The sequence below is a fragment of the bacterium genome, assembly GCA_030019025.1.
In the GTDB taxonomy this organism is placed as follows: Bacteria; Hydrothermota; Hydrothermia; order UBA1063; family UBA1063; genus UBA1063.
Map to the genome: position 1 here is coordinate 1 of JASEFR010000019.1, position 12,246 is coordinate 12,246.

At 40.5% G+C, this 12,246-nt stretch carries 14 protein-coding genes; 2 read left to right on the plus strand and 12 right to left on the minus strand.

The features are described from left to right. The 4 genes from QMD82_05790 to QMD82_05805 form a co-directional block, all read right to left on the minus strand. Positions 1-2,300, minus strand: a 2,300-nt coding sequence (locus QMD82_05790; protein ID MDI6851429.1) for a C25 family cysteine peptidase, incomplete at its 3' end; no start/stop codon positions are given. 20 nt (positions 2,301-2,320) lie between these two features. Then, on the minus strand, positions 2,321-2,530 hold the full coding sequence (locus QMD82_05795) for a hypothetical protein (protein ID MDI6851430.1): 210 nt from the start codon (positions 2,528-2,530) through the stop codon (positions 2,321-2,323). Beyond that, positions 2,511-3,902 (minus strand): hypothetical protein, encoded by a 1,392-nt coding sequence (locus tag QMD82_05800; protein MDI6851431.1) that lies wholly within the window; start codon positions 3,900-3,902, stop codon positions 2,511-2,513. Before QMD82_05800 ends, QMD82_05795 begins: the two co-directional genes overlap by 20 nt. Continuing rightward, the gene (locus QMD82_05805) at positions 3,899-4,417 is read right to left on the minus strand and encodes a gamma carbonic anhydrase family protein (GenBank protein MDI6851432.1); all 519 of its coding nucleotides are present in this window, start codon (positions 4,415-4,417) and stop codon (positions 3,899-3,901) included. Before QMD82_05805 ends, QMD82_05800 begins: the two co-directional genes overlap by 4 nt. Before the next feature lie 61 nt (positions 4,418-4,478). Here QMD82_05805 and QMD82_05810 point away from each other — a divergent pair, with 61 nt between their 5' ends. Then, positions 4,479-5,216, plus strand: coding sequence for an NAD-dependent deacylase (locus QMD82_05810; GenBank protein MDI6851433.1), 738 nt, complete (start codon positions 4,479-4,481; stop codon positions 5,214-5,216). An 8-nt stretch (positions 5,217-5,224) separates the two neighbouring features. Further along, positions 5,225-6,247, plus strand: a complete 1,023-nt coding sequence (rfbB, locus tag QMD82_05815) for a dTDP-glucose 4,6-dehydratase (GenBank protein ID MDI6851434.1) — start codon at positions 5,225-5,227, stop codon at positions 6,245-6,247. Between the two features lie 4 nt (positions 6,248-6,251). On the opposite strand, the gene QMD82_05820 is transcribed toward rfbB, so the two are convergent. The 8 genes from QMD82_05820 to QMD82_05855 all read right to left on the minus strand — a co-directional run. Then, complete coding sequence (locus QMD82_05820) at positions 6,252-7,142, minus strand: 4Fe-4S binding protein (GenBank protein MDI6851435.1); 891 nt, start codon at positions 7,140-7,142, stop codon at positions 6,252-6,254. Further along, complete coding sequence (locus QMD82_05825; GenBank protein ID MDI6851436.1) at positions 7,124-7,270, minus strand: hypothetical protein; 147 nt, start codon at positions 7,268-7,270, stop codon at positions 7,124-7,126. The genes QMD82_05820 and QMD82_05825 overlap by 19 nt, the downstream gene beginning before the upstream one ends. Then, on the minus strand, positions 7,267-8,595 hold the full coding sequence (locus QMD82_05830) for a transglutaminase-like domain-containing protein (protein MDI6851437.1): 1,329 nt from the start codon (positions 8,593-8,595) through the stop codon (positions 7,267-7,269). Before QMD82_05830 ends, QMD82_05825 begins: the two co-directional genes overlap by 4 nt. Positions 8,596-8,616: 21 nt before the next feature. Then, positions 8,617-9,297, minus strand: coding sequence for a HesA/MoeB/ThiF family protein (locus QMD82_05835; GenBank protein MDI6851438.1), 681 nt, complete (start codon positions 9,295-9,297; stop codon positions 8,617-8,619). Beyond that, complete coding sequence (locus QMD82_05840; protein MDI6851439.1) at positions 9,297-9,584, minus strand: MoaD/ThiS family protein; 288 nt, start codon at positions 9,582-9,584, stop codon at positions 9,297-9,299. Before QMD82_05840 ends, QMD82_05835 begins: the two co-directional genes overlap by 1 nt. Then, complete coding sequence (locus QMD82_05845; protein MDI6851440.1) at positions 9,581-10,651, minus strand: M42 family metallopeptidase; 1,071 nt, start codon at positions 10,649-10,651, stop codon at positions 9,581-9,583. Before QMD82_05845 ends, QMD82_05840 begins: the two co-directional genes overlap by 4 nt. Continuing rightward, positions 10,648-11,757 (minus strand): DegT/DnrJ/EryC1/StrS family aminotransferase, encoded by a 1,110-nt coding sequence (locus tag QMD82_05850; GenBank protein MDI6851441.1) that lies wholly within the window; start codon positions 11,755-11,757, stop codon positions 10,648-10,650. The genes QMD82_05845 and QMD82_05850 overlap by 4 nt, the downstream gene beginning before the upstream one ends. Positions 11,758-11,775: 18 nt before the next feature. Beyond that, the coding region (locus tag QMD82_05855) for a hypothetical protein (GenBank protein MDI6851442.1) at positions 11,776-12,246 on the minus strand (471 nt) is incomplete at its 5' end.

A 12,246-nucleotide genomic window follows, 5' to 3' on the forward strand; every position in this document is an offset into this window, starting at 1 on the left:
ATTAACTCCTGATCCACAGCGGAATAGGAAACCTGAAATTCAAAATAGTCAGTCCCGTATGTGGAATCCCCAGGTGCAATTTCGCCATAGCTGGCAGTATTATCGGTAATTGTAACGTTATCATCTGTTGTGCTTAAAACTGCACTCACATTAGTTGCAGGGTCCTGCCCATAGTTCTTAAGCATTACGTAGAGCCTTATGGTTTCGCCAGGATTTACCCTGTTGTTACCATTACCTGAAATTTCTTCAATATAAGAATCTAAATAAGAGACATAAGCCCCCTCTGAGGAAACAATAATGCTTCCAACATGTGGCAACCTGTTTTTGGCACGTACTACAATCTTCACTGTATCCCCGGGAAGCAAATCTCCCCCTATAGGGACAGAAGCACTGCCACTCGAATCTGCAATAGCCTTGCCTACGAGTACCCCTTCCTTAGAAATTGCGACAATTGAGCCAGGTGAATCCGTATCCACATTAAAAACAGGTTGACCAGGCTGAACCACGGGTGCATAAGAGGCATTAATTGCAACTGGCTCATCGGTCCAGACCTGGAGAGAGGGGTCCCCGAAAATCCAGAGGTCATATATACACCAGCGAAAAACACCATCTGAACCTTCCTCTACCGCCATTGGAACCCACCTTGCGAGGCTCAAAATATGGGCTTCCCCAAGCGTCCAGACATCGGGCGTAAAGATATGGTAGTAGAAAGTAGAATCTATCAGCTCGCTCGGACCAAGCTGTGGAGGATATCCCCATCCATACCTTGTATTCATTATAGCTGCAATAGCCCCCGCGTTTCTCAAATTTACAAGCGATTCTGCATAACAATCACCACCTGGAACCTCGTCAATCGCGCCAGTGAAGCAAGATATCGCATTATGAATTCCGACCTTATCTCCATTTGTCATGTTTGCAAGGTTGCTGAGGCTTATAAAACCTGTTCCATATTCGTTCCCATGGGCCGCATAATGGGCAAAACCGACACCATTATTCACTGCATTTAAAAAATTCCCGGTACTGAGGTTACCCATAGATTCATAAAGTTTTATATCATTCCACGGTGGAGTAGGGGTCAGTTCCGAAATTCTGTTATTTATACTATCCCCATAATAGTAATAGTCAGCAAATAAATACTCGGCAGGCAAGACAATATTTGTCAAATAACCTGCCGTTGGATTTGATTCATAAACTTTTATTTTCTGGATTAAGTTATTGATCTGGTCCACGGTTCTCACAGGGAATCTGCCTACAATCACATCAGGATACATATCCACATTATCCCCTATTTCCCCCCAGACATTGTCATTGTCAGCATTCCAATCACCATCAAGGTCAGAATAGTAAAGGTCGCATGGAATAGTGTCTTCATCATTGTAATACCCCGCATACGATTCTATATAGAACGCATCACGCCTTGGAACTATCTCCTGTCCATTTTCATAATCCGCCTGACCTCCAAGAATCACATAAACCAAACCTTTGTTAGCGTAGTAATCTTTTATAAAGTTCCTGATTTTCTCCGGTTCATCCCTTCCGCTGTAACTTGCATAAATTTCATCAAGGGTTACTATTTGTGCTCTTATTCCCCTTTCCTCCTTCCAGATTCTTAAAGAATCGAAATAGGGAGCAAAATTACTCGAAGTGATGATGACCATTTCTACAGTATCGCCCCCCTTCACATCCTGGTTCTGAGGTGCATAAAAAGGTAGAAATCCGGGATTCCGGACCAGTTTTTCCACAATCTTCCCAAATACCTTTTGTTGCTGTGATGTCGCCCGGTACGGAACTCCTTCTTCATATTCCACCTCATACTCAATTCTTCGGACAAACTCTATTTCTTTGGCAAAAGGTTTATAGATAACGGGGTTCAGAATAATCCCAGCAACAGAATAACCGGAAATATTGCCGGTCCCAGCAAGGGTAATATAGTTTTCAGGATACGCAGGAAGAGAGTAATAACGAGGATCGGGCTCTACAAAATCTGGCTCCCTTTTATAAGAAATTGGTACAGGCTTTTGCATGGGATATACAGTTCCCTTAATGGGTATCTTTACTGTCTCCACCTTCAAAATTTTAACGGAGTGTGCCTTTGCACCTGATGGCAAAAGGAGATGATAAGACAGTTTTGGAAGCATTGGAGAGCCAGCAGGTCCGTAGAAAACTGCTCCAGGATAATTGATCTTCACATACCCCTTAAACTCCTTTATCTGGAGCTTTGAGGGATCAAGTGAAATCTCATCACTTATTCCCCTCGCGAATAAAAAAACGGGGACAAGCAGCAATACGAGCTTGCGCACTTCTACCTCCTTTCAAAAATTTAAACTTGTGGCCTTAAAAGTAAACCTAACGGAATCAGGACAAGGAAACCAATAACAAAAAGGATTACTGAAATGGTTATGTCTCCCAATCCCATTAAAATGAGAGAAACAATGCCAATGAATAGGCCGGCATAAATTAAAATCCAGTTTCTTTTCGAATACTTGAACTCCTCTTTCTTTACAACCTTTTTAGTTTTCTTCTCCACCATTTTGTGCCTCCCTTGTTTTCAACTCACCTTTTACAATCTCATAGATTGAAAATCCCCCCGAAAATTTGTAAACTGCGCCAGAAGGCCCCACATAACCTGAAAGGCGCATAAGATTCAATAATGTACCTATATTGTTTGTATCCGCAACCTCACTCAGCAAAAGGCCAATATCAAGGCCAGTTAGCCCAACCTCAGAAGGGAAATATCCAAATTTGTACCAAAATTCCTTCGTGAATTTTTCCCGCACTTCTGAATTCCTGAAAATCTGGCCCATGCTGATCGGAAAACCACTTACGATAAGATCAAGCATATACTTGGGAATTTGTTCCATTTTGTTGAGCCAGGCAAAGGTCCCAATAATAGGCTTTCCTGGAAACATGCTTCTAAAGGCTGAATATAAAAAATAAGAATTTTTCGACAATCCCGAGATAACTGCAATTTCTATGTTCTGAGAATCCACTTCCATGGCGATGGTTGAGTCAAATTCCGTCGGACCGGTAACACAAATATCATAAGCCAGGAATTTACCCCTCTTTGCCAAAGAAGTTTTAAAATAGGAGGCAAACAAATCTTCAAAGAAGCTCGTATCCCTTACCAGTGCCACCTTGGAAACCTGCAGAGAATCTAAGATAAAACTTACGAGGAAATCGCACTCTTCCATGAGAGTTTTATATGGGGAATAAAACAGGTAACTTCTTACAGGTGTGTTCTCTGTGAAAGGAGAGATCCAGAGGATAGGAAATTGGTATATAGAATCAAGGTGTCTGCTTGTTGATTTTTTGATGGGGCCAATTACGATTGAATTCCCGGGAATTTCGAGGAGCTTCTCCCTATCTTCTTCGTCCAGCCTAATTATACTTCCTTTAAAATAAAAGCTGATGGAATTGTATAATTCCACGCCAATATCTCGGTATTCTCCGGAAAAGGGGGCAACTACGTAAATGTTGTTTTTTGAAAAAAGAAGTTTTAAAGAAGAATCAGTTGCTAGTTCTCTTGGAATTCCTGAGAGCGAACATATATAATTTACGCATTCCTCAGGATTATATTTGCCAAGATAAGAGAAATAATAAGCTTCCAATGCTTCCTTAATTAGCCCTTTCTTTCTTAGCTCTTCGGCAATTCTGAAACTTAAACCATCAAGAGCTCTGTATTCCGGCTTCTCCCCTGGGATTTTTTTATAATAGACCCAGGCACTATCAAGTTCACCCAGATTCAGATAAGAAAGGGCGGCATAAGGCAAATATTTATCTCTTCCAAACTTCGGCTCAGAATAAAACATCTTTATAAACTCTTTGTACTTACCTTCCCTGTAGAGTTTAACGGGATCTGTGCTACGCCAAAAACCGAATAAAATAATTAAAAGATACATCATTTACCCTTGAGGTATTCCCTTGCGTATTCAACATAATTCATCCAATTTTTATCAATCATCTCCTTTTCTTCACTGGTGATTTTTCTGACCACCTTAGCGGGGACCCCAAGTACAAGGCTTTCAGGTTCAACTTTCATTCCCGGTGGAACTACGGCGCCCGCCCCAACAATACAGTATTCTCCAATCTCAGAACCATCAAGGAGTATTGCACCCACTCCAACAATAACGTGGGAAGCAATTTTTGTGGCGTGAATAGTTGCATTATGTCCAATCGTTACATGATCACCTATAACGACGTTATATTTACCCTTAGTCCCATGAACCACGACATTATCTTGAATGTTTGTGTACTTTCCAACAACTATATCCTCCACATCGCCTCTCAAAACCGCGCCAAACCAGATGGAAGAATAATCTCCGATGGTAACATCTCCAACTATAACAGAATTGGGTGCAAGATACACTTCCTTCCCTATTTTTGGATTTATTCCCTTATATGGCAACAGTATGGCCATATTGAGATTTTAAACTCAAAATCTTGTAAGTTCAATGTTTACATTTTAAATTATTCATCAAATGAATCTTTTTGAGAAAGCAGCCAAACTCATTGAAAAAAGCAGTAAAATATACGTTCTAACAGGCGCTGGCATAAGCACCGAAAGCGGAATACCAGACTTCAGAGGTCCTGGAGGACTTTATTCCACTTACTCTCCAGAAATTTTTGAAATCTCCTTTTTCCGCAGGAATCCATTAGAGTTTTACAAACTTCATACAAAACTCCTGGAACTAATAACAAAAGCAGAGCCCAGTCCAGGCCACAAATTTTTTGCGAACCTGGAAGAAAAAGGTAAAATTCTTCTCATAGCAACACAGAACATCGATGGGCTCCATCAGAAAGCAGGCTCAAAAAAGGTTGTCGAACTTCACGGCAGTGCAACGAGATACTATTGCGAAAATTGCGGCAAAAAATCTTCAGTTTGGAAGGTTATAGAGTCTGTGAAAAACGAAAAAATTCCTCTCTGTGAATGCGGTGGTGTTATAAGACCTGATATAGTATTCTTTAGCGAACCCTTGAAGGAGGAGGATCTTAAAAGAGCTTTTGATAAAGTCAAAGAATCCGACCTTTTTATAGCCTGTGGTACCAGCCTCGTCGTTTACCCAGCCGCTTTTTTACCTGAATTAGCTCTTCGCCTCGGAATACCACTCATCATAATAAACAAAGGCGAAACTCAATACGACCACTTCAGCACTTTGAAAATAGATTCAAATATTGGCGAAGCAGTTGCCGAAATATTAAAACATTTAACTTTATAATTTAGTACATGAAAGAAAAGTTGCTTGTAACCGGCGGAGCAGGATTTATAGGGAGTGAGTTTGTCAGACAGGCAGTTTACAGAGGATATGATGTCGTCGTGGTTGACAAACTTACCTATGCTGGCGACCTGGAAAGGCTCAAGGAAATTCAAGGTAAGTATCGTTTTTACAAAGTGGATACAGCAAATCTCGAGGAAATAAGAAAAATCTTTGAGTCCGAAAAACCGGATATTGTCATCCACTTTGCTGCCGAAAGCCACGTTGATAGGAGCTTGCTTGAGCCTTTCTCCTTCATTGACAGCAACATAAAGGGTACGCTTAATTTACTCGAGGCGTCAAGAACTCACGGCATAAAACTGTTTGTCAATATCTCTACCGATGAAGTTTATGGAGACCTCGGTGAAACTGGGTACTTCACCGAAGAAAGCCCACTAAGGCCAAATTCACCCTACTCAGTAAGCAAGGCTGCTCAAGACATGTTGGGTAGAGCCTATTTTAGGAGTTTCTCTCTTCCAGTTATTACTATCAGACCTTCAAACAACTACGGACCTTGGCAATACCCTGAAAAACTTATACCAGTGGTTATTTACCGCGCGCTAAGTAGACAATTTATTCCCATTTATGGAAAAGGAGAAAACATAAGAGAATGGCTTTTCGTTTCCGATTGCATAGATGGGATATTCAAGGCCATTGAAAAAGGGAAACCAGGTGAAATTTACAATATTGGAAGCGGAGAGGAGCGAAAAAACATTGAAGTCGTAAAAATGATATGCCACATTCTCGACGAACTTGTTCCAATAGAAAAGCCCTATGAATCCCTTATAACCTTTGTTAAAGACCGACCGGGGCATGATTTTCGTTACGGCCTTGACTCTTCTAAAGCCTTGAGGGAGCTTGGATTTAAACCCCAAACTCTTTTTGAAAAAGGAATTAGAATAACGATAGAATGGTACCTAAACCATAGAGACTGGCTGGAAGATAAAGTTCGGCATTTACGGGAATTCTGGGCAAAAAATTACGGAAATATATGAATTTTTAACCACTAATTTTGTCTCTTTTAAGGACTGGACTTATTTGGGGCTTTATTAGTGTGGTTCCTACAACTTCAACTTCAATAATTTTTTGCGGACAAACATAAACACACTTGAGGCACCTTATGCAGTCATAGTGATTGGGGTCTTCGTATATTTTTATATCCATAGGGCATACTTCCTGACAAAGGTCGCATTTGGAACACCTGTTAACATCCACCTTCATCCTCACAAAGCTTACCCTGTTGAACAATCCCCAAATTGCGCCAAGGGGACACATGTATCGGCAGAAGGGTCTGCGAACAAGAACAAACAAGATAATAAAAGCAATTGCTATAAAGAGTTTTATGAAGAATCTGTAAGATATTAGCTGGGATAGTTCTGACCAGAGAGGCGACAACATGATGGGAAATGTGCCCTCAATTGTTCCAGCAGGACAGAGTTTGCAAAACCAGGGTTCATAGGTAAAGTAAACTACTGGAATCATCAAGAGAAGAATCACGTATTTAAGAATTCCCCATGACTTTTTGATTTTAATTCTAAATAATGTTATCTTTTTTACCAGTTCCTGCAGAAGACCAAAGGGGCAGAGCCATCCACAAAAAGCTCTCCCTACCAGGACTCCCACCAAACCAATATACCCAAGGATGTAGTAAGGAAACTGTCTTATAACAATGAAATGTTGTAGAGAGCCGATAGGGCAGGAAGTTCGTGCAAAGGGACAAGCATAGCAATTTAACCCCGGAGCACACAGGGATTTGGAAGAACCCTGGTAGATTGAGAAATTTTTAATGTCGGGAATATAGCTATTTATGCCAAAAGCAGATATAAACTGCACTATCCGTCTTACTAAATCTACTTTCCTGGTTCTACTTGCTACTCTATTCCGATACATGATAGGCAAAGGATATTTCCGTTAAGCTCAACCTCCACGTATTCTTTAAGCTTTACCCCTTTGATGAGAATGAACAACAGAATTACGAGTAAAATAATTGACAGGATGTAATGCCTTAACCTTTTCATTTTTGGTCTTCAACGACTATTTTGATCTCCCCGACAATCTGCATAATCTCCGTTTGCTTCTCAAGAGAACCCCTGGCGAGAGCCAGATGGCTTAAAGAAGCAGGGAACTCAGCAAATATTGGGTCAACAAAAATCCACTTCCCACCAAGATAAACCATATTCCATGCATGATAGTAATATGCCTCGTCTTGGTAAATGAGACCTACAACTATATCGGCAGGAATTCCTGATGCTCTTGCAAGAGCAGCAAAAAGAACCGCATGTTCATTGCAGTCACCCCTTCTCTCCCTCAAAACGTCCGTTGCAGTAGGAATCGTTACAGAGGGAACTTTACTGATGCTACTCTGGAGCCAGTTTATTATTGCTTCCACTTTCCTGCAAGGGTTCTTAATTCCAGCGGTAATTTGATTGGCAAGGGCCACCACCTCGGGATCATCCGACTGAATGTAAGGATCTGGTTTTAAATATGGTGTCAAATCTCCTAAAACTTTTTCATTTGTGCAATCTATTTCAGGTTTTAAAATTTCTAATCTTAAAAAGTTGGCTTTTTTCTCAAGAACCCTTTGAGGGCCAAGGGCAGGGCTTATATTTCCCACAGGACCAACCAACTTCAGCCTCAAATATTTATAAGCTCTAATGGGAACATTCGGCTTAATGGCATAAAGTTCCGTAACATCAATTTCCTTTGCAATTTCCATAGCCCTGTTTCTGTCTTCCACCTGAAGAACGATACCCATTGGACCCTCTTCTTTCACAAATTTGCCCTTTCTTATGATAATTTTACTTTCAGTACCCTGATATGTGAGGCTGTAAGTAAGAGTATTCCCTTCTTCCTTAACAAGCTCGCACACTGCATCTGAAATAGTTGCTGTGGGAATATCGAGCAATACTACATACATCCTTTTGGCCCTGCTTTTTTCTAAATAAAGCCTTAATGTCGTTTCGACATACAAAGGTGCAGTTACGTTCACCTTCTTTGTAACGGGGCTGGAAGATTCAGCCTGATAGTTTAAAAAAAGTGTGTCTTTATTCACTGAAATTTTACCCGTCAATTTCTGATCTTGTGTCACCATATTGAACTTAGCAGATAACAATTTAAAGTTCCTGTCCGTGTTAAGTTCGCTATTTATCAGAACCTTCTTTGACATCCCAAGCATCTGAACCTGCATCAAATTGGTTTCTTTAACCTTGTAGCCATCATTCCTGGGCTCTACCACCACACTGGAATAGCCCACTTTGTTACCCATCAGGTACATCCCAATCCAGGTTGTATCTGCTCGAACAGAAGCCTGAATCAGCAAAAAAATAGAAATCAAAATTCCCATGAAGAAATTTTAATGGACGCTTTACAAACCGCCAAATTCTATCGTCTGAAAGTCGTTGTAAAGTAAATCCACAACGAGTATCTTATTCTTAAAAAGTGTCCCCTTACCTGTTAAAAACTTGATCACTTCATTGGCTTCAAGAGTTCCAAGAATAAAAGGTGCAGTTGCTATTACGGGTAAACCTCCAACTTTCCCAAGGGGTACATTCCTCAACATATCTTTTAAATTAAGGGTTTCTCCTGGAATTATCGTGGTAATCTGTCCATAAAAGCCACTAATTCCTGCGTGCACGAAAGGCTTTTTTGCTCTTACACTAAGTTCATTCAAAATGAACTTGCCATAAAAGTTGTCCAAGCAATCGACTACTACATTCACTTCCTCAGGAATTTTAAAATTTTCATCAATTGTTTCTTTGAGAGCAATGATTTCAAGGTCCCGAATTTTTCTAAGTTGTTTAGATGCAATCTCTACTTTGGATTTCCCTAAATGCTCACGAGTATACAATATTTGCCTGTTAAGATCTGGCTCATCAACAATCCCATGGTCAACGATATATAATTTTCCAACTCCACTTCTAACAAGGATTTGAAGTACAACTGTTCCAAGCCCGCCCGCACCAGCAACAAGAACGGTAGAATTAAGTAGCCTCTTTAGGCCTTCTTCCCCGATTAAGGGCAAATGTCTTGCAAAAATCCCTTCCATTAGCCACCTGAACCGGGAGGCAGAATAGATATAACATCACCGTCTTTAAGAAATACCTGAGACACATTTTCGGGAACAACACTTTTACCATTTAGTACGAAAATCAAACCTTCCTTTATTCTCCCATCTTTAAGTACTTTGTCTCTGATCTTTTTCGAAGTAACTTTTTCAACCTCATTCAGAACCTCATCAAGACTTACCTCTTCCCGTCCCGGGAAGTCAAGATGAAGTTCACCTGCTCCAAGCTCTGCTTTAAGATAGGTATAAACTTTAAAAATCACCTTCATAGTCTCAGTTTTCTGTCCAATAAATCAGTAGATGGTAATTCAACGAGAATATTGTAGACAAGTTCTACAGTTTTTTCAAAGTCTGAAAGCCGCATGATGGACATGGGCGAGTGTATGTATCTGCAGGGAACTGCAACCACGCCAGAAAAAACCCCACCCCTCTCAAGGTGAATTACGCCCGCATTGGTAGAACCGTAGATTGGGGTTTTATACTGGAACTCAATCCCGTTCTTTTCTGCAACGGCTTCGAAAAATCTGACAACCTTAGGATTTACAACAATACTCCTATCTATAATCGTTATCACAGGACCCTTTCCTATGTGTGAAGGCTGTTTATGTGGTGGTATATTGGGATTGTCAACAGCAATCGTACCTTCGACGCTCAACGAAAAATCGGGATCTACATTATATACTGCAGTTTTTGCTCCTCTAAGCCCAAGCTCTTCACCTGTTGTAAAGACAACAAAAAGGTCATATGGCAAATGAACATTTTTAAGTCTTTCCAGAACCTTAATCAAAACTCCACAACCGGCTCTATCATCAAAGGATTTGCCAACAATCACATCATCCGATACCACCTCAGCAGTTCCATAGAATACACCGGGATCACCCACAGAGATACCCTTTTCCTTAAGCTCCTCTTCAGAAATGGCTCCAATGTCAATAAACAGGTCCGTCACTTCAAATACCTTTTTCATTTCCTCCGAAGTTTGGACGTGGGGCGGTATGGTACCAATAACACCTCTTATCTTCTCACCCTTCCGGTTTTTAATAACGACTCTTTGACCTGGAAGAAGTCGCGGGTCGACCCCACCGAGCATCTGGAATCGAATAAAGGGCCCATTCAAATGAGAAACAATAAAACCAATTTCGTCCATGTGTGCATCGAGCATAACCCTTTTGTTTGACTTTCCTTTTTTAAGTGCTATGAGATTGCCTGAAGTGTCCTCGAAGATCTCGTCGACGAGGCCTGAGATATATTCTCTTATGACTTCCCTGACCTCGTCCTCAAAACCCGCTGGACCAAAGGCACTTGAAAGTTTAACAAGCAAGTCACGGGCACTCATGCTTTTTTACCTCTGAAAAAATCTTTTATTGAATCAATAACATAGTTAATTTCATCATCTGTCATTTCAGGAAAAACAGGCAAAGACAAGACTTCCTTCGTCGCTCTCTCTGCTACCGGAAAATCGCCCTCTTTATAACCAAGATAGGATAATGCGGGTTGCAAATGAAGTGGAATGGGATAATGGACCTGTGTCATAATACCCCTCTGATTCAGAAATGCTTTAAGTTCATCTCGTCTCTCTGTTCTAATGGTATATTGATGATAGATGTGAACATTACCTTCATCTACCTCGGGAACCTTAACATAGGGACTTAGCTCTCTGTTATAAATATTCGCTATTTCTCTGCGTCTTTCATTCCATTTATCTATATACTTCATCTTAACCCTTAAAAAAGCAGCCTGAAGGTTGTCAAGCCTGGAATTGTAACCCAGCGTTTCATGGTAGTATTTCCTCGGTGAACCATGAACTCTCAGCTTTTTAATGATTTCGTATATAGCCTCATCCTGAGTAGTGATAAGACCTCCATCCCCAAGACAGGAAAGATTCTTAGTTGGGAAGAAACTAAAAGTGCCAACGTCTCCAAATGTACCGAGGAACTTTCCGTTCCTTTTTGCCCCAAAACCCTGGGCTGTGTCTTCAATAACTTTTAAATTATAACTTTTTGCGATTTCAAGAATTTTTTCGATTTTAGCTCCTTGACCGAAGATGTGGACTGGAAGGATGGCTTTTGTGCGTTTTGTAATCTTTTCTTCGATCTTGGTTACATCAATATTTAAAGTTGTATCTTCAACATCAACAAATACTGGCTTAGCGCCAAGAATTGCGATCGTCTCTGCAGTGGCGAAAAAAGTAAAAGGTGTAGTTATTACTTCATCCTCTTTCTGCAAACCTATGGCGCGCAAAGCAAGGGTCAGGGCATCGGTCCCATTTCCCACACCCAGTGCATATTTACTTCCAAGATAATTTGCAGCTTCTTTCTCAAATTGTTCAAGTTCTTGGCCAAGAATGAACTGGCCAGATTCCACAACCCTTTTAAAGGCATCTGCCAGTTCTTCCATCATGGGTTTATGCTGCCTAACAAGGTCAATAATTTGTATTTTCATTGACAAGACCTCCTGCAATTAAAATTTAAAATTAATGGAAAAAGAAGCTTCCGTAAAATTCAACGACGAATTTACTTCAGCATCTATGCCAGTTTTTTTCAACCCTTTTGAAATTAAGTAGTCAATGCCACTGGCAACGTGGTTTAAAACAACAAGCCCAAGAATAAGAGTCTTCTGACTGCCGATTTCCCTGTATTTTTTGAGAAGCCTTTGAAATTGAAGGTAACTATCCAGGTTATTCCAGTTCCAATAAACCAAAGGTCTGTGTTCATTAACATACTCCTCTTGTTTTAAGGGGTCATCGGGATAAATTTGACGTGCTTCCCTGTAAAGGTTTTCAATATACTCATCATACGAAAGATCGCTTTCCACAATTCTCCATACACTATTATATGCAGGGGGTAATAAAACACCCGCATTTTCATACGCAAAAGCCCTGCTGTAATTAAAGAGGCTTCGGCTTTGATAACTTTTTACCCCGTAGTAAGA

Bases quoted from the DNA above. Each gene is read 5' to 3' on its own strand.
- QMD82_05795 (MDI6851430.1), bottom strand. From the start codon at position 2,530: ATGGTGGAGAAGAAAACTAAAAAGGTTGTAAAGAAAGAGGAGTTCAAG.
- QMD82_05800 (MDI6851431.1), bottom strand. From the start codon at position 3,902: ATGATGTATCTTTTAATTATTTTATTCGGTTTTTGGCGTAGCACAGAT.
- QMD82_05805 (MDI6851432.1), bottom strand. From the start codon at position 4,417: ATGGCCATACTGTTGCCATATAAGGGAATAAATCCAAAAATAGGGAAG.
- QMD82_05810 (MDI6851433.1), top strand. From the start codon at position 4,479: ATGAATCTTTTTGAGAAAGCAGCCAAACTCATTGAAAAAAGCAGTAAA.
- rfbB (MDI6851434.1), top strand. From the start codon at position 5,225: ATGAAAGAAAAGTTGCTTGTAACCGGCGGAGCAGGATTTATAGGGAGT.
- QMD82_05820 (MDI6851435.1), bottom strand. From the start codon at position 7,142: ATGTATCGGAATAGAGTAGCAAGTAGAACCAGGAAAGTAGATTTAGTA.
- QMD82_05825 (MDI6851436.1), bottom strand. From the start codon at position 7,270: ATGAAAAGGTTAAGGCATTACATCCTGTCAATTATTTTACTCGTAATT.
- QMD82_05830 (MDI6851437.1), bottom strand. From the start codon at position 8,595: ATGGGAATTTTGATTTCTATTTTTTTGCTGATTCAGGCTTCTGTTCGA.
- QMD82_05835 (MDI6851438.1), bottom strand. From the start codon at position 9,297: ATGGAAGGGATTTTTGCAAGACATTTGCCCTTAATCGGGGAAGAAGGC.
- QMD82_05840 (MDI6851439.1), bottom strand. From the start codon at position 9,584: ATGAAGGTGATTTTTAAAGTTTATACCTATCTTAAAGCAGAGCTTGGA.
- QMD82_05845 (MDI6851440.1), bottom strand. From the start codon at position 10,651: ATGAGTGCCCGTGACTTGCTTGTTAAACTTTCAAGTGCCTTTGGTCCA.
- QMD82_05850 (MDI6851441.1), bottom strand. From the start codon at position 11,757: ATGAAAATACAAATTATTGACCTTGTTAGGCAGCATAAACCCATGATG.